The 24,374-nt window shown below is 67.0% G+C and carries 22 protein-coding genes and 1 pseudogene; 11 read left to right on the forward strand and 12 right to left on the reverse strand.

Annotated features, from left to right (window positions below; translation table 11 throughout):
* The first annotated feature begins 200 nt into the window (after positions 1 to 200).
* Together AC4BCK_RS06265 and phoH2 are read left to right on the forward strand one after the other, a co-directional pair.
* Positions 201 to 962 (forward strand): isoprenyl transferase, encoded by a 762-nt coding sequence (locus AC4BCK_RS06265; RefSeq protein WP_251422533.1) that lies wholly within the window; start codon positions 201 to 203, stop codon positions 960 to 962.
* Positions 963 to 1,201: 239 nt separating this feature from the next.
* Positions 1,202 to 2,620: an RNA 5'-3' helicase PhoH2 gene (gene phoH2, locus AC4BCK_RS06270; protein WP_174175528.1), complete on the forward strand. Its 1,419-nt coding sequence runs from the start codon at positions 1,202 to 1,204 to the stop codon at positions 2,618 to 2,620.
* Positions 2,621 to 2,717: 97 nt separating this feature from the next.
* Here the strand turns inward: phoH2 and AC4BCK_RS06275 are convergent, their stop codons facing one another.
* Together AC4BCK_RS06275 and AC4BCK_RS06280 are read right to left on the reverse strand one after the other, a co-directional pair.
* Positions 2,718 to 3,365 carry a GNAT family N-acetyltransferase gene (locus tag AC4BCK_RS06275; RefSeq protein ID WP_490566749.1) on the reverse strand — a complete coding sequence of 216 codons (648 nt, stop codon included), beginning with the start codon at positions 3,363 to 3,365 and terminating at the stop codon, positions 2,718 to 2,720.
* A 42-nt stretch (positions 3,366 to 3,407) separates the two neighbouring features.
* Positions 3,408 to 4,202, reverse strand: a complete 795-nt coding sequence (locus tag AC4BCK_RS06280; RefSeq protein ID WP_251422409.1) for a hypothetical protein — start codon at positions 4,200 to 4,202, stop codon at positions 3,408 to 3,410.
* A 58-nt stretch (positions 4,203 to 4,260) separates the two neighbouring features.
* Here AC4BCK_RS06280 and AC4BCK_RS06285 point away from each other — a divergent pair, with 58 nt between their 5' ends.
* Positions 4,261 to 4,809 (forward strand): prepilin peptidase, encoded by a 549-nt coding sequence (locus AC4BCK_RS06285; protein ID WP_363938021.1) that lies wholly within the window; start codon positions 4,261 to 4,263, stop codon positions 4,807 to 4,809.
* Between the two features lie 67 nt (positions 4,810 to 4,876).
* A pseudogene (locus tag AC4BCK_RS06290) lies at positions 4,877 to 5,348 on the forward strand (NUDIX hydrolase).
* A 122-nt stretch (positions 5,349 to 5,470) separates the two neighbouring features.
* On the opposite strand, the gene AC4BCK_RS06295 reads toward AC4BCK_RS06290, so the two are convergent.
* The 4 genes from AC4BCK_RS06295 to AC4BCK_RS06310 all read right to left on the reverse strand — a co-directional run bounded on the left by AC4BCK_RS06295 (position 5,471) and on the right by AC4BCK_RS06310 (position 8,569).
* Positions 5,471 to 5,653 (reverse strand): hypothetical protein, encoded by a 183-nt coding sequence (locus AC4BCK_RS06295; protein ID WP_363938019.1) that lies wholly within the window; start codon positions 5,651 to 5,653, stop codon positions 5,471 to 5,473.
* A 96-nt stretch (positions 5,654 to 5,749) separates the two neighbouring features.
* A complete protein-coding gene (locus AC4BCK_RS06300; RefSeq protein ID WP_174175538.1) occupies positions 5,750 to 7,177 on the reverse strand; it encodes a class II fumarate hydratase in 1,428 nt (475 codons plus the stop codon).
* 87 nt (positions 7,178 to 7,264) lie between these two features.
* Positions 7,265 to 7,879, reverse strand: coding sequence for a carbonic anhydrase (locus AC4BCK_RS06305; protein WP_490566750.1), 615 nt, complete (start codon positions 7,877 to 7,879; stop codon positions 7,265 to 7,267).
* Positions 7,880 to 7,888: 9 nt separating this feature from the next.
* The gene (locus AC4BCK_RS06310; protein ID WP_251422536.1) at positions 7,889 to 8,569 is read right to left on the reverse strand and encodes a DUF4245 domain-containing protein; all 681 of its coding nucleotides are present in this window, start codon (positions 8,567 to 8,569) and stop codon (positions 7,889 to 7,891) included.
* A gap of 224 nt (positions 8,570 to 8,793) precedes the next feature.
* Between AC4BCK_RS06310 and glpX the strand changes: the two genes are divergently transcribed.
* A complete protein-coding gene (glpX, locus tag AC4BCK_RS06315) occupies positions 8,794 to 9,816 on the forward strand; it encodes a class II fructose-bisphosphatase (protein ID WP_174175542.1) in 1,023 nt (340 codons plus the stop codon).
* 37 nt (positions 9,817 to 9,853) lie between these two features.
* Entirely contained in the window at positions 9,854 to 10,909 is a 1,056-nt protein-coding gene (locus AC4BCK_RS06320; RefSeq protein WP_490566751.1) for a lipid II:glycine glycyltransferase FemX, read from the forward strand.
* A gap of 99 nt (positions 10,910 to 11,008) precedes the next feature.
* Here AC4BCK_RS06320 and manA read toward each other — a convergent pair whose 3' ends face one another.
* The 4 genes from manA to AC4BCK_RS06340 are packed head-to-tail and all read right to left on the reverse strand — an operon-like array spanning position 11,009 to position 15,690.
* Positions 11,009 to 12,259 carry a mannose-6-phosphate isomerase, class I gene (gene manA, locus AC4BCK_RS06325; RefSeq protein WP_174175546.1) on the reverse strand — a complete coding sequence of 417 codons (1,251 nt, stop codon included), beginning with the start codon at positions 12,257 to 12,259 and terminating at the stop codon, positions 11,009 to 11,011.
* Between the two features lie 42 nt (positions 12,260 to 12,301).
* Positions 12,302 to 13,951 (reverse strand): LCP family protein, encoded by a 1,650-nt coding sequence (locus AC4BCK_RS06330; RefSeq protein ID WP_364406001.1) that lies wholly within the window; start codon positions 13,949 to 13,951, stop codon positions 12,302 to 12,304.
* Between the two features lie 9 nt (positions 13,952 to 13,960).
* Positions 13,961 to 14,545, reverse strand: a complete 585-nt coding sequence (purE, locus tag AC4BCK_RS06335; RefSeq protein ID WP_174175550.1) for a 5-(carboxyamino)imidazole ribonucleotide mutase — start codon at positions 14,543 to 14,545, stop codon at positions 13,961 to 13,963.
* Positions 14,542 to 15,690 (reverse strand): 5-(carboxyamino)imidazole ribonucleotide synthase, encoded by a 1,149-nt coding sequence (locus tag AC4BCK_RS06340; protein ID WP_251422539.1) that lies wholly within the window; start codon positions 15,688 to 15,690, stop codon positions 14,542 to 14,544. The genes purE and AC4BCK_RS06340 overlap by 4 nt, the downstream gene beginning before the upstream one ends.
* Positions 15,691 to 15,911: 221 nt before the next feature.
* Between AC4BCK_RS06340 and AC4BCK_RS06345 the strand changes: the two genes are divergently transcribed.
* Positions 15,912 to 16,481 carry a GtrA family protein gene (locus AC4BCK_RS06345; protein ID WP_251422427.1) on the forward strand — a complete coding sequence of 190 codons (570 nt, stop codon included), beginning with the start codon at positions 15,912 to 15,914 and terminating at the stop codon, positions 16,479 to 16,481.
* A gap of 48 nt (positions 16,482 to 16,529) precedes the next feature.
* Here AC4BCK_RS06345 and AC4BCK_RS06350 read toward each other — a convergent pair whose 3' ends face one another.
* The gene (locus AC4BCK_RS06350) at positions 16,530 to 17,228 is read right to left on the reverse strand and encodes a TIGR03089 family protein (protein WP_251422430.1); all 699 of its coding nucleotides are present in this window, start codon (positions 17,226 to 17,228) and stop codon (positions 16,530 to 16,532) included.
* A gap of 402 nt (positions 17,229 to 17,630) precedes the next feature.
* Between AC4BCK_RS06350 and AC4BCK_RS06355 the strand changes: the two genes are divergently transcribed.
* From AC4BCK_RS06355 to AC4BCK_RS06365, 3 genes are read left to right on the forward strand one after another with little or no spacing between them, the layout of a single operon-like run.
* Complete coding sequence (locus AC4BCK_RS06355) at positions 17,631 to 18,164, forward strand: WhiB family transcriptional regulator (RefSeq protein WP_251422433.1); 534 nt, start codon at positions 17,631 to 17,633, stop codon at positions 18,162 to 18,164.
* A 29-nt stretch (positions 18,165 to 18,193) separates the two neighbouring features.
* On the forward strand, positions 18,194 to 21,571 hold the full coding sequence (locus tag AC4BCK_RS06360; protein WP_490566752.1) for a glycosyltransferase family 2 protein: 3,378 nt from the start codon (positions 18,194 to 18,196) through the stop codon (positions 21,569 to 21,571).
* The gene (locus AC4BCK_RS06365; RefSeq protein ID WP_251422439.1) at positions 21,564 to 23,258 is read left to right on the forward strand and encodes a DUF5719 family protein; all 1,695 of its coding nucleotides are present in this window, start codon (positions 21,564 to 21,566) and stop codon (positions 23,256 to 23,258) included. Before AC4BCK_RS06360 ends, AC4BCK_RS06365 begins: the two co-directional genes overlap by 8 nt.
* Positions 23,259 to 23,303: 45 nt before the next feature.
* Here AC4BCK_RS06365 and AC4BCK_RS06370 read toward each other — a convergent pair whose 3' ends face one another.
* On the reverse strand, positions 23,304 to 23,816 hold the full coding sequence (locus AC4BCK_RS06370) for a metallopeptidase family protein (protein WP_174175561.1): 513 nt from the start codon (positions 23,814 to 23,816) through the stop codon (positions 23,304 to 23,306).
* A 118-nt stretch (positions 23,817 to 23,934) separates the two neighbouring features.
* Between AC4BCK_RS06370 and AC4BCK_RS06375 the strand changes: the two genes are divergently transcribed.
* Entirely contained in the window at positions 23,935 to 24,324 is a 390-nt protein-coding gene (locus AC4BCK_RS06375) for a DUF3499 domain-containing protein (protein ID WP_310109786.1), read from the forward strand.
* Positions 24,325 to 24,374 lie beyond the last annotated feature (50 nt).

Genomic DNA, 24,374 nt, shown 5'->3' on the forward strand with positions numbered 1-24,374 from the left:
TTCCGGGCCGGCACTGTCCTTCGGCTGCGGCGTCCGGGGGGCCTCCGGGGTGTCGCTGTTCATGGTCCCAGAATAACTTACGGAGCGGTAAGTTACCGAAGAGTAGGTTCTTGGTGAGCTGTGTTCCGGGCCCCCGGACTTGCGGACGGTAGCCTAGGATGTGCAAGTACGTACAGCGAGGAAGTCAGGTGAGTGGACGCGTGGAGTTGCCTGGGTTCCTCTATGGCTTCTATGAGCGCAGGCTGCTGAAGGACCTGCCCCGCGACCGCATTCCCCGCCACATCGGAGTGATGGTGGACGGCAACCGCCGCTGGGCCAAGCAGTTCAACGCCCCCACCAGCCAGGGCCACCAGGCCGGCGCCGACAAGATCCACGAGTTCCTGGGCTGGTGCCAGGAACTGGGGGTCAAAGTGGTCACCCTGTATATGCTCTCCACGGACAACATGAACAGGTCCAGTGAGGAACTGGACCTGCTGATGGGCATCATCGCCAACACCCTGGACCGGCTGGATGAGGACGCCAATATCTCCGTCCACGCGATGGGTGCTCCGGAACTTCTTCCTGACTACCTGGCCGAGCGCCTCAACAAGCTGACGGCGCGCACCCCGGTGCGGGAGAAGATCCATGTCAACGTGGCGGTGGGGTACGGCGGCCGCCGGGAAATCGTGGACGCGGTGCGCGAGCTCCTCCATGACGCCGTGGCCAAGGGCAAGGACATCGGCAGGCTCGCGGACGAGCTCTGCGTGGATGACATTTCCCGCTTCCTCTACACCCGCGGCCAGCCGGACCCGGACCTGGTGATCCGGACCTCGGGGGAGCAGCGCCTGTCCGGTTTCCTGATGTGGCAGAGCGCCTACAGCGAGTTCTACTTCTGCGAGGCACTGTGGCCCGCGTTCCGGAAAGTGGACTTCCTGCGGGCCCTCCGTGACTACGCGGGAAGGCAGCGCCGCTTCGGCTCCTGACAACTCCGGTTCATCACAAGTTCACACCACTGCAACAGGAATCGCCGCGTAATGGTTGCGGAAATTACCTGGGGTGGATTTACGTTATATCCATCAGCTGGCAAAACCGCCGGCTGATCGGGGAGGCCAGTACATGGAGCGAAACATCGCACCGGTTGTATGGGAGGCCGGACCCGGCCTCCTGGCCGAGCCGCCTCACCAATAACAATTCCGGGCTGGTGCCCGGGGCTGGAGTCGATGTGGCTACTTCTGAACAACTGCCCGAGGCCGTTATGGACCAGGGACAGAAAGCTACCTCTCGCGCCACGCGAGCCACCTCACAAACCGGTTCAGCAGCGGATGCTGCGGCCGGTTTTGCTGTCTCCGGAAGGGAAGCCGCCATTAACACCTTCGTCATCGACACCTCCGTCCTGCTGTCAGACCCCCGCGCCCTGCTGCGGTTTGCGGAACACGAGGTCATCGTTCCGGTCGTGGTGATCACCGAACTGGAATCCAAACGGCACGACCCCGAGCTTGGCTATTTCGCCCGGAAAGCGCTGCGGCTCCTCGACGACCTCCGGGTCAAACACGGCGGACTGAACCAGCCCATTCCCATCGGGGACGACGGCGGCTCCCTCATGGTGGAGCTCAACCACATCTCCTCCGAGGTGCTGCCGCTGGGCTTCCGGAGCGGGGACAACGACAGCCGCATCCTCGCCGTCGCCAAGAACCTCGCCAACGAGGGCAGGAACGTCACCGTGGTGTCCAAGGACCTGCCCATGCGGGTCAAGGCCTCGGCCATGGGGCTCACCGCCGACGAGTACCGCAACGAACTGGTGAAGGACTCCGGCTGGACCGGTGTGGCCGAAGTCGAAGCCAACGAGCAGGAGATCTCAACCCTCTACGGCCACGAGCCGGTGTTTATCCCGGCGGCAGCGGAGATGCCGGTCAACACCGGCCTGGTCCTGCTGTCCAACCGTGGGTCCGCCCTGGGCCGGGTGGGCCCGGACAAGCAGGTCCGCCTGGTCAAAGGCGACCGCGACGTGTTCGGCCTGCATGGGCGCTCCGCCGAGCAGCGGCTGGCCATCGACATGCTGATGGATCCCGCCGTCGGCATCGTGTCCATCGGAGGCCGGGCCGGCACCGGCAAGTCGGCCCTGGCACTGTGCGCCGGCCTGGAAGCCGTCCTGGAACGGCGCGAGCACCGCAAGGTCATCGTGTTCCGGCCCCTCTACGCCGTGGGCGGCCAGGAACTCGGCTACCTGCCCGGCTCCGAGTCCGAGAAAATGAATCCCTGGGCGCAGGCGGTCTTCGACACGCTCGGTGCCTTGGTCAGCCAGGAAGTGGTGGAGGAGGTGATGGACCGCGGCATGCTCGAGGTCATGCCCCTCACCCACATTCGCGGACGATCCCTCCATGATGCCTTCGTGATCGTTGACGAGGCCCAGTCGCTCGAAAAAAACGTCCTGCTGACCGTGATGAGCAGGATCGGACAAAACTCAAAGATCGTTCTCACCCATGACGTCGCCCAGCGTGACAACCTGCGCGTCGGCCGCCACGACGGGATCGCCGCCGTCGTCGAAACCCTGAAAGGACACCCGCTCTTCGGCCACATCACCCTCACCCGCTCCGAAAGGTCTCCGATCGCAGCGCTGGTGACCGAACTCCTCGAAGGCTAGGCGGGGGTGCCCGGGTGCCCCTTTCTGTGCGTGCTGGCTCCTCCGTCGCCTTTGACGCACGCTGCCGGAAGGCGCACCCGGGCACCAAGTCCCGGCACTAGCTGATGTTCAGGAAGTTCGCTGCAGCCTCGTGGCCCCCTACCTTGAGGGTCCAATCGGGGCGTTTGAAGGAGTCCGGCGTGAGGCGGACGTGCTGGACCGTTTCCACCTTGGTGCCCCAGGCCTTTCGGGTGGTTCCGTTCAGCTCGTAGCCGAGGGAGCGGGAGACGCCCAGGGAGGCCGCGTTCCAGTCCGCGGCTTCGGACTCGGCGACTTCTGCGCCCAGCCAGTCGAACGCGTAAAGCGCGACGGCGGCGCGCATCTCCTTGCCAAGGCCGCGGCCCTGCGCGGACTGCTTGAGCCAGGACCCTGTACTGACCGTTTTGAGGGTGGCGAAGTCCTTGGCTCCGACGTCCTGGCAGCCGATGAACTCACTGTTATGCCAAATGCTCAGGAGAAGCGTCCAGGATTCCGGCGTGCACTCGGCGCGGCAGCGCCAGTACCAGCGGGCCATGTTCGGTCCAAGGTCTTCGGCCGGAAGTTCAGTCCATGGAGTGCTGAACGGATTCCTGCCCGGCTCGTGGATACCCGTGCGCGCTGCTGCAACCGCCGCCGGAATCTCATGGTCCTGGATGGGGCGCAGCTCCAGCCGGGGCGTGGCCAGGGTGAGACCGAAGAGCGGCCACACAGCGTTCAGTGAAGTCATCCGGGAAGCCTAGCCGATGGGCGCCGGTTCGGCCTGTCACAGTCAGGCGGGAACGTCCCAGCTGATGTGGCGGCGGACGTCGGTGAGGTTCATGGACTCGGCCAGGAAAAGGTCGTCCAGCATGTATTCGTCCACGGCAATAATCCGCAGCCAGTGGCCGTACTGGTCCGTTTCAGGCTCCAGTGAGCGGCTGGACACACAGACGCCGGTGCCCAGGTCCACCCTGATCCTGGAGCGGCCCGGCATGCACAGGGGAGCGGCGGGATCTGCCGGATGGTAGGCGGCGGTCGGGGCCACCACCGCCTCGAGCGCCGGCCGGCCTTCATGCTCAACACGGCGGACATCCTGGACCTCCACGGGGTTGCTCCCGGGAAACTCGAGGGGCACGGGGGCGTTGCCGGCAAGCTCCACCGGATCCAGCGCCGCAGAGAAGCGTCCGTTGCCGAAGCCGGGCTCCCCGTAGGCCGCCTCCGGGCGCCGCCGCACCAGGCCGAGGTCGTCATAAACGGGCGTCACCAGGTGGGGCGGCAGGAGCCAGGATTTCCGGGTGGAGCTGATGTAGAGCCCGTCCCGGGAATCGTTGATCCCCGTGGTGCTGTGGAGGACCAGTCCCTCCGGGCTTTCCAGGCGCAGGGCTCCGGGGCGCCGCAGCCAGGCGCGGACCAGGGGAGCCGCAGGGCTGGGAGCTTCCGCGAAGGGTTCATTCCAGTATTCGAAGCGCAGCGACTGCCATTTCCAGGGAGAGGACCGGCACAGGTTGCGGAACATGGCTGCAAGGTCCGCGGGGGCAGCTCCACTGTCCGGATCCGGCCGGTGCCGGAAGTCCCACGTCGCCATATCCACAGTTTACGCGCGGGCTGTGCGTTGGCGGGTGGAAATCCAGTAGCATCCGAGGGTGATCCATCGACTGGGCGAACTATGGCAGCACACTCCGCCGGCCTTCTGGCTGGTGCTTGCCGCGTGCGCCTATTTCGCGGTGATGGCCGTCCGGCTCACGGTGATCGACGTTCGGCACCATCTGCTGCCGAACAGGATCGTTTTTCCGTCCTATGCCGTGGCCGGCGTCCTGCTCCTGGCGGCGGCAGCCTTCGCCGCTGCGGGCTCCGGCCAGGGTTCTGCTGGTCCTGTCGCAGGCCTTGGGTTCCAGCCGGTGCTCCGGGTGGTGGCCGGGGCGGCCATCCTGTGGCTCTTCTACTTCATCCTCCGGCTGGTGTACCCGCCGGGTATGGGCTTCGGGGACGTTAAACTCGCCGGGGTCCTGGGGATGTACCTCGGCTACCTCGGGTGGGGTCATCTGTTTGCGGGCACGTTCCTGGCCTTCCTTCTGGGTGGCCTCTGGTCCGTCGCACTCCTGGCGGCCCGCAGGGGAACGCTTAAATCGTCCATCCCCTTCGGTCCGTTCATGCTCGCCGGAGCCGCAGCGGCGATGCTGCTTCCGGCCTGACCTTCAGCAGCCAGGATGAGGGAGTCCAGGCAGCCGACGCGGAGAAACAACTCGATAGGCTGGCTCAATGCCTGCGCCTGACTATGTCCTGAAGCTTCGCAAGAAAATCGGCAATGATCCCCTGTGGGTCCCGGGGGGTGCGGGGCGTGGTGGTGGACGCCGCGGGCCGCGTGCTGCTGGCCCAACGGGCGGATAACAGGCAGTGGGCCCTCGTGAGCGGCATGCTCGAGCCGGGTGAACAGCCTGCCCGTGGGCTGGTGCGGGAAATCTTTGAGGAAACGGCGGTGGTGGCCGAACCGGAGCGCGTGGTGTCTGTGGGCGCCGTGGGTCCCTTTACCTATCCCAACGGCGATGTGTGCGAGTTCCTGGACGTTGTGTTCCTCTGCCGCTACGTCTCCGGGACTGCCCGGGTGAACGATGACGAGTCAGTGGCCGTCGGCTGGTTTGGAATCGACGAACTGCCCGAACTCATGGCCGGACACCTCACGAGCATCCACCGTGCCCTTGCGCCGGCCGAGGCCGCGCACTTCGAGCCATGACCGAACCATCGCCGCCTTATCGTGAGGAAGCACAACAGGGGCGCCCCAACCCCCAGGATTGCGGCGCCCCTGCCCAGGTGCCTGGCAGCCCTGCTGCGTTATGGCCGGCAGGACGACGGCGGTCAGGTGCGCTGGGGATCAGGCCTGCATATCAGGCCCAGGCTGGCGCCGAAGACGAACAGCTGGACGCAAATGGCGGGCGATGCGTGCCCGCCCGCGATGAATTCCTCCAGGACGTCTGCGGGAATGTCATCGTCGATGTGGCCAAGGACCGCGTCTTCCTTGGTGGGGAAGCTAAACTCCACAGCACGACGTCGGCCGCCCGCCTTCGCTGGGAAGGTGGGCGGCCGACGTCGTGCTTTAGCTGGGGCCTTTTGCCGGCGGGCCGGCGGTGGAAAGGCTTAGGCCTTGTGGGCCGGAGCCGTCATGGTGGTGACATCCAGGGCCTTGTCCAGGTCCGCTTCCGAAACCTGGCCCTCGCCGTCACCGACGAAGCCCAGCTTCTCGGTGGCCTGGCGGACGGTCAGGCCCTCCGCCACAGCCGTTTTGGCGATCTTGGCCGCGTTCTCGTAGCCGATGTACTTGTTCAGCGGGGTCACGATCGACGGGGATGCCTCGGCCAGGAAGCGGGCACGCTCCACGTTCGCGGTGATGCCGTCGATCATCTTGTCCGCCATGACCCGGCTGGTGTTGGCGAGCAGGCGGATGGATTCCAGCAGGTTGGACGCCATGACCGGGATGCCCACGTTCAGCTCGAACGCACCGTTCGTGCCGGACCAGGCGATGGCGGTGTCGTTGCCGATGACTTGGGCTGCCACCATGATGGAGGCTTCGCAGATGACCGGGTTGACCTTGCCGGGCATGATGGACGAGCCGGGCTGCAGGTCCGGGATGGCGATCTCGCCGAGGCCCGTGTTGGGGCCCGAGCCCATCCAGCGGAGGTCGTTGTTGATCTTCATGAAGGAGATCGCGATGTTGCGCAGCTGGCTGGACGCTTCGATGAGGCCGTCGCGGTTGGCCTGCGCCTCGAAGTGGTCGCGTGCCTCGGTCAGCGGCAGGCCCGTGTCCGTGGCCAGCAGTTCGATGACGCGCTCGGGGAACCCGGCGGGCGTGTTGATGCCGGTGCCCACCGCCGTGCCGCCCAGCGGAACCTCGGCCACGCGGGGGAGGGACGCGTTGATGCGCTCGATGCCGTAGCGGACCTGGGCTGCGTAGCCGCCGAACTCCTGGCCAAGGGTGACCGGCGTGGCATCCATCAGGTGGGTGCGGCCGGACTTGACCACGTTCTTGAATTCAACGGCCTTGCGCTCCAGCGATTCGGCCAGGTAGCCGAGTGCGGGGATCAGGTCGTTGATCAGGGCGGAGGTCGCAGCAACGTGCACGGACGTGGGGAAAACGTCGTTGGAGGACTGCGAGGCGTTGACGTGGTCGTTCGGGTGGACAACCTTGTCGCTGCCGGCCGCCTTGAGGGCGCGGGTGGCCAGCTCGGCGATCACCTCGTTGGTGTTCATGTTGGAGGACGTGCCGGAGCCGGTCTGGAAGACGTCGATGGGGAAGTCGCCGTCGTACTTGCCCGTTGCCACCTGGTCCGCGGCCTCTGCAATTGCTGTGGCCAGCTCGCCGTCGAGCACACCCAGTTCAGCGTTGGCCTGGGCGGCAGCCTTCTTGACCCGGGCCAGCGCCTCAATGTGCGCAGGCTCCAGGGTCTTGCCGGAAATCGGGAAGTTCTCCACTGCCCGCTGCGTCTGCGCGCGGTACAGTGCGTTCACGGGGACGCGGACTTCGCCCATCGTGTCATGTTCAATGCGGAACTCTTCAGTGGAAGTCATGGGGCTAGCTTAGGACGCCCGGGCGCCGCACCGAAAACCGTGAACTGCTTGCTACACGCCGCCGCCGAAGCCGTTCCGGAAGGCCCCTTAGAGCTCGCCGATTCCGGAAACAAGGTTCGCACGGCCCTCAGCCAGGCTGTACGAAAGGCCGATCACGGCAGCCTTGCCTGACCCGATTGCGTCGGAAATCACACGGGAGCTGTCCACGAGCCGTTCCGAGGTCTGCTTGACGTGCTCCACCACCATGTCGTTGACGTCGGTCTGCTCGTTGCGCAGCGACGTCAGGACGGACGGCGTGATCCGTTCCACGAGGTCCCGGATGAAGCCTGCCGGCATCTGGCCGGTCTCCACGGCCGACTTCGTGGCGCTCACGGCACCGCAGCTGTCGTGCCCGAGGATCACGATCAGCGGCACCCCCAGCACGCCGATGCTGTATTCGAGGGACCCCAGGACGGCGTCGTCGATCACCTGGCCTGCGGTCCTGACGACGAAGACATCGCCCAGGCCGACGTCGAAAATGATTTCAGCGGCGAGCCGGGAATCGGAGCAGCCGAAGATCACGGCGAACGGGTGCTGGTTCTCCACCAGCGAGGAGCGGCGGGACGCATCCTGGTTGGGGTGGGAGGTCTCACCGTTGACAAAACGTTCATTGCCTTCGCGCAGCCGGCGCCAGGCGAGTGTGGGAGTCAGGTAGGTAGTCACGCGCCTACCTTACGGCGCTGCGGCGGGGGAGGGTGAAACTGTGACAGCCGGGTTGCTTTCCAGGGACTTGACGACGGCGTCCGCGAGGGCGGCGAATTCGTCCAGCTGGGCCTCCCCGGACAGAACAACGGTAGTCCCGCGGTAGTCCAGCACCAGGGATTTCTCACCCTTGCCGGTGTCCCGAAGTTCCCATTCCTGCCCGCCGGCGTTCCGGGAGCCGGTGACGGGTGCGTTGCGCGTCTGCTGCAGCAGCCAGGTGGGGTTCGCGTTCCTGGTCTGGACCAGCCCGATGAAGGACTCCTTGGGCGTCAGGTATCCCACTTCCCAGGTGGGGACGCCGTTGCCGGTGCCGGCTTCCCACCGGGCGTAGTTGGGGCGGAAGCTGTCGCCGGTGTCGGGCGCGACGGGTGTGAATCCTGCCACATCCGTGGCATTCCGCGAGACGGCTGCCACGTCGATGTTCGGCCGGTAGCCATCGCTCCTGGGCAGTGGATTCATGAGGATGATGGGCAGGAACGCGGCAATGCTCACCACCAGGGCGATGATCATTCCGATGACCGAGGCGTTGGCACGCTTGGCGGCAGCAGCCGGAATGACAGGCTTTACCGGCCCATTCCCTGCCGCAGCGCCGGACCCGCCGTTGCCCTCGGATCCGGCCGGCTCTGGGCTGGGACTGGTCTTTTCCTGCATGTCATTCACCCCTCTATAGTCGCCCATGCCGGCAGCCAACTTCCATTTGGGCGCTCCAGGCCCCTGGCCGCCGTCGCCGGTACATTGCGCGGGCGCGTCATCCGCCACCCCGTTGAGCGGCTCGCGACTATGATCGGTAGCAGAGGAATCACCGCGCTGCTGCACCGGCGGGGCGGGTTTTATGATCGCCACTCGAAGAAGAGGTTCACGTGTCACCAGCGTCCATGACCCAGAAGTACTCCACGATCTCCCCGTCGCTTGCCGTAGGCATTGACGAGCCGGACCGCAACCTTGCCCTCGAGCTTGTCCGCGTGACCGAAGCCGCAGCCATCGCCGGCGGCCACTGGGTGGGCTTCGGCGACAAGAACAAGGCCGACGGCGCAGCAGTCGACGCCATGCGCTCCTTCCTCCAGACCGTCCACTTCAACGGCGTTGTGGTCATCGGTGAGGGCGAGAAGGACGAGGCCCCGATGCTCTTCAACGGAGAACGCGTCGGTGACGGCACCGGCCCCGAGTGCGACGTCGCCGTCGACCCCATCGACGGAACCCGCCTGACTGCCCTGGGCATCAACAACGCCCTGGCCGTCCTCGCCGTGGCCGAGCGCGGCTCCATGTTCGATCCTTCCGCCGTGTTCTACATGGAGAAGCTGGTTACCGGTCCCGAAGCCGCGGACATGGTGGACCTCCGCCTGCCGGTCAAGCAGAACCTGCACCTCATCGCCAAGGCGAAGGGCGTCAAGGTCAACCAGCTCAACGTCATGATCCTTGACCGCGACCGCCACAAGCCGCTGGTGGAGGAAATCCGCGAAGCCGGTGCGCGCACCAAGTTCATCATGGACGGCGACGTCGCCGGTGCCATCGCCGCAGCGCGCACCGGCACGGGCGTTGACGCGCTGATGGGCATCGGCGGCACGCCCGAAGGCATCGTTGCGGCCTGTGCCATCAAGTCCCTGGGCGGTGTCATCCAGGGCCGCCTCTGGCCCACCAGCGACGAAGAGAAGCAGAAGGCCATCGACGCCGGCCACGACCTGGAGCGGGTCCTCTCCACCAACGACCTCGTCTCCAGCGACAACTGCTACTTCGCCGCCACGGGCATCACCGACGGCGACCTCCTGAAGGGCGTCCGCTACTCCAAGGACAAGGTCCTCACCCAGTCCATCGTCATGCGTTCCAAGTCCGGCACCATCCGCTTCGTTGACGGCGAGCACCGCGCCGACAAGTGGGAGGGCTACGCCCGCAAGAGCTGACGCTGGCCTTTTAAGCCCTTGGTATAGGGTTGAAGCCATGATTCCTGCTGTTGTGCCCTGTACTGACCGCGCCCTCTGGGACGACCACGTTGACCGGTTCCAGGGACATCCGCAACAGTTGTGGGGCTGGGGCGAAACCAAGGCCATGCACGGCTGGACCGTCGACCGCGTGCTCATCAACGAGGCCGGCACCACCATCGGCTGCGCCCAGCTGCTGGTCCGCCGCCTTCCGCTTCCCTTCCGGGCCCTGGTCTACATTCCGCGGGGCCCCATGTGCGCCCCGGAGAAGGCGCAGGCAGTCCTGAACCGGCTCGCCGAGCATGCTTCAGTCCGGCACCGTGGAGTTGCCCTGAGCATCGAACCCGACTGGGACCAGGACTCGGTGTTTGCAGGTGCCGTGGCCGCCGCAGGCTTCCGTCCGTCCGCCAACACGGTGCTGATTCCGCGCACGCTCATCCTCGACCTCACCAGGTCGGACGACGAGCTCATGGCGGACATGTCCAAGTCCACGCGGGCGAACATCCGCAAGGCAATGCGCAGCGACGTGGAGTTCCGCAAGGTGAAGAACGACGCCGAGCTTGAGCAGGTGCTCTCGATCTACCACGAGACCGCTGAACGCGCCGGGTTCGGGATCCACGAGGACCAGTACTACCGGGACATTTTCCGGAACATGGGAGATGGCTCACCCATCATCGGTGCGTTCGACGGCGAGCAGCTGCTGGCGTTCGTCTGGCTCGCCAGGAGCGGCTCTACTGCCTTTGAGCTCTACGGCGGCGTGTCCGCGGAAGGCCAGAAACAGCGCGTCAACTACGGCGTGAAGTGGGCGGCCCTGCAGGCTATGCGGGAGGACGGCTGCCGCCGGTACGACTTCAACGGACTCCTCAACGACGGCATCTCCGACTTCAAGAAGCAGTTCGCCAAGCACGAAAACATGCTCATGGGAACCTGGGAGAAGCCGCTTTCGCTGCTGTACCCCGCCTACGCCCAGGCCATGCCCCTGGCGCGCCGGGGACTGCAGACGGGACGGCGCGTCCTGAAGGCCGCTGCCGGGCGTGTACGCCCCCTGCTCCAACGGCTGCGCCCCGGCAACTAGCGTCACCCACCAGCTGCGCTCAGCAAAAGGGCGACGGCGGCACCCCGCCCGGGTGCCGCCGTCGCCCTTTGCCGTTGCCGCCTGAAGCGCCGCCGACTGCTAGAGGCCGGTGGTCACGGCAAAGGCAAGCGCCTGCTCCGTGCTGCCGGCCACGGGGTGGACGTTGACCGGAGCCTCGGCGTCAGCCAGGAAGGCGCTGCCGCCCCTCGACAGCTGCAGGTCGCCCTTGGGCGAGTCCAGGTAGATATCTCCTGCCACCACGATGACCACGGCCGCCCCGGACTGCGCCAGCGGGACCGGGGCCGCGCCCGGCGCGAGCTCTATGCGCTGGAGCTGGAACTCCTCGAACGGCGGGCGGAACACTTCCTGGTCCAGGGCCGTCCGCTCAGCGGCCAGCATGGGCACCGCAACAGGCTGGAAATCAACGGTGCGGAGGAGCTCGGGCACATCCACGAACTTCGGGGTCAGGCCGCCGCGCAGGACGTTGTCCGAGGAAGCCATGACTTCCACGCCCAGGCCGTGCAGGTACGCATGGACATTTCCGGCCGGAAGATACACCGCTTCGCCCGGCGCCAGCGAGACACGGTTCAACAGCAGGGAAATCAGCACACCCGGATCCCCAGGATACTTCTCGTTGAGGCTGATCACGGTTTTCAGCTCGGCCTCATGCGGGGCCAGGGCGGCTTCGGACAGGAGTGCAGCCACCACCAGCGCCGTATCCTCGGCCACGGACCGGCCTCCGGTGATCAGGCGCTCGAAGGCGTTCCGGAGGGCCTGTCCCTCATCGCTTGCGGCGAGGTCCTCCTGCAGCTCTTCGACAAGGGCGGGGACGCCGGCTTCGCTGGAGCCACAGGCTGCCGCAACGTGCGCCAGGATCTCCCGCGTTTCCGCCACCGGGCGAAACCCGCACAGCGCCTCAAACGGGGTCAGGGCGAGGATCATCTCGGGTTTGTGGTTGTCGTCCCGGTAATTGCGGTTGGGGGCGCCCGCAGGCACCCCTTCCGCGTTCTCGCGGGCAAATCCGGCGCGCGCCTGCTCCAGGCTGGGGTGGACCTGCAGGGACAGGGGCTGGGCTGCGGCGAGGATCTTGGCCAGGAAGGGCAGCCGGGGGCCAAAACGGGCCACGGAGTCCGCGCCGAGGTAATGGTCGGGATCGCTGGAGATGAGGGCATCCAGCGCGGTCCCCGCCGGCCCGTCCCCGGGGACGCGGGCGGTGGACGGTGAATCGGGGTGCGCGCCGATCCACAGTTCGGCTTCCGGCCGGCCCGACTCGGGCCGGCCCAGGAGGGCCGCGATGGCCGTCGTCGAACCCCAGGCATAGTCGCGCAGGACGTTCTCAATCTCGTACAAAACCGGTTCCGTTTCCCTAGGTCTGCTGGATGAAGTGTGCGGCTACAGCGGCGCGCACTGGCCATTGGTTGCCACGAGCTCGGCGATGGCCTGTTCGTTGCCCTCGAGCTTGAGCTGGGTCAGCATCTCTTCCGTGATCAGCTCGCCGTCGGGCGTGGTGGTCACCGGAGTGAAGTCCGACGGCGCGGGTGACTGCTGCGCCCGGACGGCACCGGCGAGGGGGAAACTGCCAGCGGTTCGAGCGGCCGCGGCCTGGACGTGCCCCGGTGCGGCGCCCGCTTCCACCATGGCGTCGTCCTGCAAGCCAGCCGCCTGGGCCGAAGACGCGGAAGCCAGCAGCTGGTCCACGCGGTCGTGGATCTGGTCGAAGTCAGGAACCGTGGAGAACGAGGCGTCGAAGTCGGGCGGGCCGATGGTCAGCCGTTTGATGTCCTGGCCCTTGGCCTTCATGGCAAGGTCCACGAAGCTGCCCAGCTGCGAGGAGGAGATGTTGGAGTCCACCACCTTGGTTCCCGCGTCGGCGATGTCCTCGAATTTTGCCAGCAGCGTGGCAGGGTCCAGCTGCTTGAGCATGGCCTGCTGCACGCACTGCTGGCGCTGGATGCGCGAGTAGTCGTCCACATACTCCCGCGACCGTCCGTACCAGAGTGCCTGGTTGCCGTCGAGGGTTTGTTCGCCGGCCGGGATCCAGCCCAGCGGCATGCCGTGGGTCTGTGTGAAGTCGTCAAAGTAACCGCTCATGGGAACCCATCCGCCGGCTTTGATCCTGATGCCGCCCATCGCGTCGATGAGCCTGGAGAAACCGTCCATGTCAACCAGGACGTAGGCCTGCACCGTGAGCCCAAGCGTCCCGGATACGGCTTCCAGGGTGGCCTGCGCGCCGGGGTCGGCCACGCCGGGGTACAGGTCGGCGTACTCGTTCGTCACCTCGGTGTTGATGGCATTGATCAGGCACTCGTCCCCGCAGTCGTAGCCGTCCGGGTAGATGGCCCGCATGGGGGAGTCCTCGCTGAACTGGGCGTTCTGCAGGTTCCGGGGCACGGAGATGATGGCAGTCTGCCCCGACTTGGCGTCCACGCTGAGGACGGAAAGGCTGTCCGGGCGCCTCCCGGTGCGGTCCTCGCCGGCGTCCCCGCCCATCATCAGGAAGTTGTAGCGGCCTTCAACGGGATCGATCGTAGGGCCGGAGGAGAAGATGCTCCCGATCGCATTACGCCCCACATTGAGCAGGTAGGCAGCATAGCCAAGGGACCCGCTGCCCAGGACCATGGCCAGCACCAGTGCTATCCCCACTGCGGGCCGAGCCCGGGGTGCCAGCAGTGTGGGGCGGATGAGCCGGAGGGTGTTGAGGAAGAGCAGTGCCCAGGCAGCGGCCAGGGCTGCCAGCAGGATGACGATCACCAGGGAAGTGACGGGATGGGTGATGATGTTGATCAGCAGGGTCCGGTTGAAGAGCAGCAGGAGCACGGCGGCGGCCAGGGCAGCCCAGACGCCGAGAGTTACGCGCAGCGCGGCGCGGCCGAGTTTGCGGCTGCCCGCCACCACCTGGGCGCTGCCCGGAACCAGGAGGGTCAACAGGATGAGGACAAAGGCCCGTTTCGTGCGCACCTGAGAGGATGCGCTGGCTGGGTAGCGCACCGGGTCGGTCATGGAGGAGCCTGGGGCGGCCTGCCGCAGTTTGCTGCTGGACATACGCGCCGCCTAGCGGCCGCTCCGCAGGGCGCCGTTGCCGTCCGCAAAGACCTCGCTGACTTTCTGCCGCAGGCTGGCACCCTTGCGGGCGGCAACCGCGTTGAGGTCTGCTGCGAAATCAAGGAGGTCCGCGCGAAGCGAAGCTGCGAGCTCGTCCGTGCCCGCAGCGAGCATCCGCACGGCCAGGAGCCCGGCGTTGCGGGCTCCTGCGATGGACACGGTGGCCACCGGAACACCGGCGGGCATCTGGACGATTGACAACAGGGAATCCATTCCGTCCAGGGTTTTGAGGGGGACGGGAACGCCGATGACCGGGAGCGGGGTGACGCTGGCCAGCATGCCCGGCAGGTGGGCCGCGCCGCCGGCCCCGGCGATGATGACCCTCAGACCGCGCTCGTGGGCTGTCTGCCCGTAGCGAATCATTTCGGTGGGCATCCGGTGGGCTGACACGACGTCGGCCTCGAAGGGGATGCCGAACTCCGCCAGCGCGTCAGCCGCAGCTTCCATAACGGGCCAGTCAGAGTCGGATCCCATGACCAGGCCCACCAGCGGGGCGGCCTCCGAAGCTGTGGCGGGGGTGGTTGGGGCGCTCATGACTTCTCCTCGAAAGTGCTTGGCAGTTCTTCTGCCGGGGCCCGGCCGTCGCGGATGATGCTGGCAACCATCGTGGCACGTCGGCGGACGGAATCAACGTCTGCAGTGGATGAACCCACCAGGTTCACATGGCCGATCTTGCGGCCCGGCCGGACGGACTTGCCGTAGCAGTGCACCTTTGCGGCAGGTTCGCTGGCAAGCGCCATCGGGAAGGCGGAGAACAGGTCCTGGTTGTCGCCGCCCAGGAAGTTCTTCATCACCACCACGGGGCCGAGGACATCGGTGGCGCCCAGGGGAAGGTTCAGAACCGCCCGCAGGTGCTGCTCGAACTGGCTTGTCACCGATCCGTCCTGCGTCCAGTGCCCTGTGTTGTGGGGGCGCATGGCGAGTTCGTTGATCAGGAAGCCGGCACCGACGCCGGGGGTCTCAAAGAGCTCAACGGCCAGCACTCCCGTGACGCCAAGTTCGGCGGCAATGCGCAGGGCGGCGTCCTCTGCGGCAGCAGCGACCTCCACCGGGATGTCCAGGGCGGGGGCTATAACTTCATCACACACACCATCCACCTGGATGGTGTGGACCACCGGCCAGGCGCGGGCTTCGCCGTCGGGTGTCCGTGCAACGAGTGCTGAAAGCTCCCGGGTGAATTCCACTTTGGCCTCGGCGAGGAGGGGGCTCATGGCGTCAAACCATTCGGATGTCCCGGCAGCTTCTTCTGCGGAGGCGACGATCCTGACACCCTTGCCGTCGTACCCGCCGCGCGGCATCTTCAGCACAACGGGCCAGCCTGTTTCCTCGCCGAAACTGACCAGGGCCGCCACGTCCGGCACGGAGGCCCAAGCCGGGTTGGGAAGCTCCAACCGGTCGATCGCGGCACGCATGACCAGTTTGTCCTGCGCGTTCACGAGTGCGTCAGGCCCGGGCTGGACGTTGACGCCGGCGTCCTGCAGCGCGCGCAGGTGGTCTGTTGGGACGTGTTCGTGGTCAAAGGTCATTACGTCCAGGCCTTGGGCAAAGTCCAACAGCGTCTGCAGGTCCTTGTAGTCGCCCACCGGCGAGGAGGACACTGCCGAGACGGCCGAGACGTCGTCCCCTTCGGCGAGGACACGGAGTTCGAAGCCGAGGGCAGTTGCGGCAGGGGCCATCATTCGGGCAAGCTGGCCGCCGCCAACTACGCCTATTACTGGAAAAGTCACATGGGCCAGCCTACCGAAGACCGTCCGGTATCCCGCGTTCCGGTCCGGCGGGCCGGGAGTATTTCGGGTGCCGGGCCACCCCTCTCCGCCGGTCGGGAAGGCTGCCTCACAGGTTTGGGGGCTAAAATGGCCTACGGCCCAATGGCCCACAGTTCACACAGCCATGGAGGGCCATGTTCACCACACTTGCAGACCGTATCCGGGGGCTCGCCTCGCTGTTTTGGCGCGAAGTGGCCAAGTTCGGAGCCGTGGGCGGTGTGGCCTTCGTGATCGACAACGGTCTCACGTACTACCTGATGCACGGCCCGATGACCGACAGCGAGGCCAAGGCGCGGTTCGTTGGCGCCTCCATAGCCACGGTCTTCTCCTGGATCGCCAACCGTCTCTGGACCTTCCGGCACCGCCGGCAGGCCAACGTTCTGCGCGAATTCCTGATGTTCGTCCTGATCAACGGGATAGGCATCGGCATCTCCACGGGCTTCACCGCCCTCGCAAAATACGGGCTGGGCATCACGGACAAGAACATGTTGTTCCTGGCCGGCGTGGCGGGCATTCTGGTGGCTACCGTGGTCCGCTTCTTTGCCTACCGGTTCCTGGTGTTCAACCAGGAACTGGACCAGGAACCGGAGTTCTCCCACGACCACGAGCTTATCGAGCGCCACCACCACCACAAGGGGCAGGGTTCCGGCGTGGAGCACGAAGCGGAGCGCGAGCCTTCGACGGACGGCCGCGCCAAGCCATAGCACTGGACGGCCCGGGGGCGGGGGCCAGGCTGGAAGGCTCCCGCTTCCCTAGCTGCCGTGAATGCGCTCCGCCGTGAGGAGCTTCCCGGTCAGCGCCACCTCCGGATGCGTCATGACCACCGATCCACCGTGCTGCCAGGCGCCCAAGGCATTGGACAGCGCGCCTTCCAGTCCGTTCCCGGCTGGAATATGAAGGCGTACGCCGTCGTCGTGGCGGGCGGCGAAACTGCTGAGCAGGTCCTGGTGCGAGTGCGCCCGGCCATCGCCCGCCACGACGGCGCACCCTGAAGGATCAGGCTCGGCGTGCGGCATGAAGACGTCTCCATGGGAGCGGACCTCGGCAGCGTAGTCCAGGTAGCCGGCGGCAAGCGCACCCGGCCACCGCATGGCCAGCGCGGGCAAGGCCACGGCGATGACGGCGTCGTATTTCCCTTCCACTGCCTCCGGATCCGCGGTGGCAAGGTAGTCCGCAGCACCCCCGTCAAGGACGGTTTGCAGGCCCACCTGCCAGGCGGCCAGTGCCCAGACCATGGACTTCCAGTGCGCGGGCAGGTCCATGCGCAGCCGCATGCCGGGCATGGCGTCCAATTCGTCCTGGAGCAGGTTGCTCGTCTTGGCAACCCAGTTGTCCAGCACCCTGCCGGAGAGCTCCACCCGCTCATCGCCAGGGCCGTACCACGTGAGACGGGGAGCCGTTGAATTGCCCGATCGGAGCGTTGACATGAGTTCAGATAGCGGGTTGCCCATGGCACCATCCTGCCACCGGCGGCGGGGCCAGTCACGGTCGACGTCGGCCCGGCCCGGCCGGTGGAGCCTGCCCGCGCAACGCCGAGTGATATTTATCACAGCTGATACTCAGCCTGCTTGCCATTTCGCGTCGTTGCAGGTATTTTCCGCGCCGTTGATGGCGATTTGGGCCGTTGCCCGGCGGGCTTCGGAGTTCGCTGCGGGCCGCGCCGTGTCCGCATAATAAATTCCCGGGCGTGGCGTACGCCGCGTTCGCCATCCGGAGTGATTATTATCCGGCGGCGGCTTGACTCGTCCTAGTTACACACGTGTAATTAGATAACTAAAGGCAACTGCGTAAATGCCGGCACACAACCGAGTGCCGCGTATCCAGGCAGTAGCTGCAAATCAGGAGGGTCGCCGATGGGGCAAGCAGAGCGTATCCAGGAAGATGCCGTCGTAGCCGGTCAGGCAACGGCAAAGTACCGTGCCCGGGGGGTGCCGAGCGATTGGTACGTGGACCCCGCCGATCCTGATGCTGCCGACCGGTACAACAGGAACGCGGGCGGCATCCTGGAGGACCAGGCCACTGCATTCCTCGCTGCCCACGAAGCGCTGCTTGACGGTGGCCCGGAGGCGGAGGACGACCTCGACCCGCCCATGGAACTGGCGGCCGGTGGCGCAAGCCAGCCGGTGTGGATTGGGCTTCCCTTCCAGCAGGACTTCGATGACGAAGGCGAACTGGGCTGGCAAACTGATGCCTTGTGCGCCCAGACGGACCCCGAAGCATTCTTCCCTGAAAAGGGCGGCTCCACGCGGGATGCGAAAAAGGTCTGCGGGGCCTGCAACGTGCGCTCGCAGTGCCTCGAATACGCGCTGGCAAACGACGAACGGTTCGGCATCTGGGGAGGCCTTTCCGAGCGTGAACGCCGGCGGCTTAGGAAGCGAGCAATCTAATTCACCAGGATGTTCATGTCACTGCCGTTGTGGTCGCCCACAACGGCAGTGCCTATCTGCCCAGGACACTTGCAGCCCTGGCGGGCCAGACCCGGCCCGCGGACTACGCAATCGGCGTTGACGCCGGATCACGGGACGACTCCAAAGTCCTCCTGCAGCGGGCCCTGGGCGAAGCCAACGTCATCAGCCAGCAGCGCGCCAAGGGCGGCATGGGTGCGGCGGTTTCCGCCGGCCTGGCCGAACTGGCCCCATGGCGGGGAAGCGGAGCCCCGGACAGGGCGGACTGGATCTGGCTGCTCCATGATGATGCTGCACCCGCACCGCAGGCACTCGCCGAACTGCTCAGCGCTGTTGAGCGGGCGCCCTCGGTCACGGTCGCAGGGTGCAAACAATTGGACTGGCACGAGGAACGCAAGCTCATCGATGTCGGCCTGTCCACCAGCCGGTGGGCCGAACGGCTCACCCTGATCGATGCCGATGAACTCGACCAGGGGCAGTACGACGGCCGCAGTGACACCTTCGCCGTCAACTCCGCCGGCATGCTTGTCCGCCGTGACATCTGGGAGCAATTGGGCGGTTTCGATCCTGCCCTGCCCGGCAGCGGCGACGACGTCGACTTCTGCTGGCGCAACCGGCTGGCCGGGCACCGCGTTGTCGTGGTGCCCGCGGCCCGCATGTTCCACGTTGCGCACCGGCCACACGCACTGGGCAACGCGGCGGCGGCCCGGAAGGCCCAGGTCCACCTGCGCCTGAAGCATTCGCCACCTTGGATGGTGCCGGTCCACGGGGCCGGGGCGCTCCTGGGCAGCCTTTTCAGACTCGTGCTGAGCATTCTGGTCAAGGACCCTGCGCATGGCCTGTCACAGGTGGTTGCCACCTGCGCGGCCCTCGGACGGCCCCGCGCAGTGGCGAGGGCGCGCAGCAGCGCCCGCCGTACCCGCCGCATCCGCCGGTCCGTGATCCGCAAGCTCCAAACCCCCAGGCGCGAGGTCTGGAGCCACCGGCGGTCCCTGATGGAGGCGCTCGGCTCGGACACTTCCCCCTCGGACGAGCTTGAACAGGATCCGTTGGCGCACCAGCCCACCGGGGATGCCTCTGACGACTTCGCGGCCTTGGCCACGACAAGGCGCGGATGGGTGGGCAACGGCGCCCTGGCTGCGGTCATCGTTGCGTCCGTTGCCTCGCTTCTGGCCTTGACCGGGCTCTTCCGGGCCGACGCCGTATCCGGCGGTGCGCTCATCCCCGTCGCTGCCAACCTCGCCGACATCTGGCACCACGCTTCCAGCTGGTGGATCACCCTGGGGGCAGGGCTGCCCGGCAGGGGAGACCCCTTCGGTTATGTCCTGTGGATCCTCGGGGTCCTGGGCGGAGGCGACGCCAACCCGGCCATGGCCTGGCTGCTCCTGCTCGCCACTCCGCTTTCCGGGCTCACGGCATGGTTCGCCGCCGGCGGGCTGACTGTCCGCCGCCGGCTCCGGCTGGCGGCCGCCCTCCTGTGGGCTGCCGCACCCGCACTCCAGGTCGCGCTCAACCAGGGCAGGGCCGGAGCGCTGATTGCCCACATCATGCTTCCGCTGGTGGTCCTGGCGCTGCTCCGTGCCACCGGCTCCGCAGTGGGCCACGGCCGCTTCACGCTGCCTTCCGCTTCCGAGGCCCGTCCTGGCGAGAGGCCCCCCGTCAGGCCCGGTATCAACGGCACGCCATCCTGGACCGCCGCCGCGGCAGCCGGCCTTGCGCTGGCAGTTGTTGTGGCGTCGGCACCGTCACTGTTGGTTCCGGCCACCGTGGTGGTCGTGCTCTGTGGCTTCCTGCCCGGACGCCGCGGCCGGACGGCCTGGTGGGCCCTGCTGCCCGCCGCGGCCCTGTTCATTCCTTTCGGACTCTCCGTCCTTGACCGGCCCCGGGCCTTACTGGCAGACCCCGGCGTCCCGCTTGCCTTCGACGCAGCGCCGCTGTGGCAGCAGCTCCTGGGCCAGCCGCTGCGTTTTGACCCGCAGGGCGGCCTCACGGGGCTTCCGTCGTTTGCCGGTGGCGCTGTACCGTGGGCCCTGGTGCTGGCACTCCTGGTCGCAGCCCCGGTGCTGGCGCTTGCCGTCGCCGGACTGGTGGTACCCGGGCACCGCGCCGCCATGGCGAGGGGTTTTTGGCTGGCCGGCATCCTTGCCCTTGCCGGCGGCTGGCTGGCTAGCCACGTGGCCACCGGCATCAACGCCGAGAACCTCGTTACCCCGTTCACCGGCCCGGCCGTGTCCGCTGCGGCCTTCGCCCTCCTGGCGGCAGGCATCCTGGGAGCGGAGCATCTCCTGTCCATGGCGCACAGGGGAGCGGCCAGCGGCAGCGCCAAGCGCCGGGCAGCCCTCCGGTCCGCCACCGCCGTCGGCATGGTCATCCTGCTTGGGGGACCCCTGGCCGGAATGGCTGCATGGTCAGCCCAGAACCTGCTGCGCCCCGCCACGGCCGCCGCCGTCCCCACGGGGACCGCCTCTCCGGGCGCCGATGCCGCAGGCAGGCAAACGCCCGACGCCGCAGGCCAGCTCGGAACCCCCCGTCTGGTGGAACCCGCCAACCCGCGCACCCTGCCTGCCACGGCCATTGACCGCGGAACAGGGCCGGAGCAAACTCGCACCCTGCTGATCAGTACGCGGGACAACGGGACGTTCGACGCCTCACTGATGCGCGGCGCCGGAACCACCTTGGACAGCCTCTCCACGATTGCCGCCGCTCGGAACATCATCGGAGGCCCGGGTGCCGAGGCCATTCGCGACGACGACGATGTCACCGCGGCCGTGCGTCGCGTCGTGGCAACGGTCGTCGCCGGCCAGGGCGTCGACCCCCGGAACGACCTCGAACAGCTGGGCGTCGGGTTTGTTGTCCTCCGCTCCGCTGACACAGCTGCCCAGCTGACGGCCAGCCGGATGGACGCGGTACCTGGCCTTGTGGCCGTGGGACAAACCGATGTGGGGTGGCTCTGGCGGATCACCCCCCTGAACCAGCCGGCCCTGCAGGCCGCAGACATTGCACACCGGGTACGCATTGTCGATGGCAGCGGTGCTGCCATCGGGCTGGTTCCCTCCGGGTACAGCGACGTGGACGCCCCTGTTTCGGCCGGTCCTGAAGGTCGCCTCGTGGTGCTAGCCGAACGGGCGGACGCCGGCTGGACCGCCTGGCTTGACGGACGCAAACTGACTGCGACGGCGTCCGGCTGGTCGCAGGCCTTCACGCTTCCCGCAACAGGTGGTCAGCTCACCATCCGCTACGACAACCCCTGGGCCCCGTGGACGGCCATTGCACAGATTACGGTGATCGGCCTGACGGTCCTGCTCGCCATACCAATGCCGGCCAGGAGGCCACGGACCGGTATCTCCCGGGACGAGAGCTCCCTGCGTAAGGAACACCAGAATGCATGAGCACACGACGCCGCCGGCAGTTACGGAGGCCCGGTCCTCCACCGCCGCCGGCAAACCGCTGGAGGACGCAAGCACAGCAGGCCCGGAAACCCTGGCGGTCACCGGGCAGCGGCCTGTAGCGCGGGGGCGCAAAACGGCGTTCGTGGGGATGGCGTCCGCGGCAATGATCCTCGCCGGGGCTGGGGCGGTCGTGGCAGGTGGATCACTGCTGCCGCCGCCGGAATCGAGCCGCGCGGTAGCCGCCGCGGCGGCAGCCGTCCCCGCCGGGGCGAGTGTGGGCGTCTGTCCGGGACCGGCCCGGCTGCTGGAGGGGACAGAAGCAGGCACCGACCCCCAGTTCAGTCCGGTGTCAGCCACCGCTGCCAGCGCAGTGACGGGCGCGGTGCTCGGTGCGGCAGGGATCCTGCCGGCCAGCCGCCTGTCCCAGCTGGACGGGAAAACCGCCGTGGACATCTCAGAAGGGCCAGGCGAGGGCGCATCCGCCGGAGCGCCCCAGGAACTTCTGGCAGGCGTGGTGGCGGCCCATCCCGTGGACCAGGTAAGCGTGCTGAGCGCCGACGCCTTGGAGAACCAAAAAGCCTCAGCTGCTGCGGCGGTGAAGTTCACGGCCACCGATGGCGACCTCCAGGGTGCTGCGGCCTCCAACTGCCACCAGCCGTCGAATGACCAGTGGATTGCGGGGGCAAGCACTACCGTGGGCCGGGCATCAGTGCTGGTGCTGACCAACGCCTCCACCACGCCCGCCACGGTGAGCCTGGAGCTTTTCGGCGCAAAGGGCCAGATCCAGGCACCCGGCAGCAGGGGCCTGCTGGTTGCGCCTGGCAGCTCGCGGGCCCTGGTCCTTGCCGGCCTGGCCCCGGGGGAGGCGCAGCTGAGTGTCCGTGTCCGGAGTGCGGGCGGCCCCGTGGCCGCCGTCATCCAGCAGAGTGTCCTGCGGGGCCTCACGCCAGGGGGAGTTGACTTCATTGCCCCGGGAGCGGCGCCGGCCGTGCGCCAGGTCATGACAGGCGTGGATATCCAGGACCCTGCAGGGCTGGCCCAGTTGACCGGAAAGCCAGGCTACGAGGATGCAGGACCGGCGCTCCAGCTGACAGTCCCAGGACCCTCGGATGCCGTGGTGGAAGTCCGCCTGTACGGGCGTGGCGGACAGGAGGCCCTGCCCTCGGGCGGGGTCATCACCGCAAAGGCAGGCGCCGTCACCGAGGTCTCCCTCGCAGGTGTCCCGGCGGGGCAGTACACGGTGGCTGCATCCTCGGACGTTTCGTTTGTCGCCGCGGCGCGGGTGACCCGCGGGCTCCAGGAAGACCAGGCCCTGGATGTTGCCTGGGCGTCGGCCGGAGTGCGGCTTGGCAGCCAGCACGTCGTTCCCGTTCCGCGGGGCGGGATCCGCAGCCTGGTGTTCGGTGCCCTGGACGCCAGGGCGACCATCACGTACTCCGCCATTACGTCCGACGGAAAAGTCAGGGCTCCGGCCACCGCCGATATTGCCGGCGGAACGACGTCCTCCATCGCAGTACCGGAAAAGGAGGGAGACGCCGACGTCGTGGGATACGTGGTGTCAGCGTCAGGGGACGCTGCCTATGGCTCCGTGCTGGTCCAGCAGGACGGAAGGAATGACATCTCCACACTCGCGTTTCTGGCGGCGGCGGCCGGGCAGGAAACAGTGCCCGTCACCCTCAGTTACTAGCTGCCCCCCAGGCGCTGGCGCAACTGCCAGCCCCCGCAACCCGGATCAGTACCGGCGGCGGTAGACCGGGTCCAGGGTTTCCGGCGCCACTCCCAGCATCTCGGCTGTGTGCTCCACCACAACGTCATGGACCAGGTCCTGCAGCTCTTCGGGGCCTGGGCAGCCCTGTTCCACCACGCGACGGTACACCGTGATCATGGGTCCTTCGCCGTCCGCGGCTGGAGTGTAGGAGCCCATGGGCGCCGAGGCGGAGTTGGCGGCCAGCTTTTCGAGGTCTGGCGGGATCTCATCGACGCCGAAGCGGACGCCGTCGAGCGTCTTGCCCCAGATGTCGTGAAGCCGCTGCGCGGAATCGAGCACCATGTCATCAAACCGGTCCGAGCGTGTCCGGTATCCGGGGTGAGTGGGGAGCATCACCTCGCCGCGGAGTCCGCGTCCGTGGCGGTTCCGGCGGCGCATCATGAAGCTTTTGCCGGAGGAGCCGGTGCCCGGATTCCCGGGGGCATCCGGACCAGCCAACCGGACCGTGAAACCTGATTTCTGGTTCGATGACTGCATACATTGACTCTAAACCCGGGGAAACATTTATGCGATACATTCTCCCGGCGGCAGGGACGCGTCGGGTCGGGCGGGCAATGCACGGGTTTGGCGCGGACAGCGAGTAGTCTGTGATGTCGTGGGAGCTATCCGTCAGTGTTCAAGATCTGCCTGCCGCCAGTCAGCGGTGGCTACCCTGACGTACGTCTACGCCGACTCCACCGCCGTCCTTGGCCCCTTGGCCACCTTCGCGGAGCCGCATTGCTACGACCTGTGCGAGCAGCACGCTGACTCGCTGACCGTTCCGCGTGGCTGGGAAGTCCTCCGGCTTGCCATGCCGTCAACGCCCCAGCAGCCGGGCCCCGACGACCTCCTGGCCCTTGCCAATGCGGTGCGGGATGCCGCGGCACTGCCGGCCCAGGGACAGCAGCCGCCGGCGCAGCGCGCGTCCCATTCCGCGCTGGAAGCACCGGCCGGCGCAGAAGGCACCCGCAGGGGACACCTGCGCGTCCTGCGTGAACCCTCCTGACATCCTCTGGCGGTAGGCTGGTAGCTGCACACCAGTCCGCTACCGGCGCG

The organism is Pseudarthrobacter sp. As-47 (assembly GCF_058215595.1).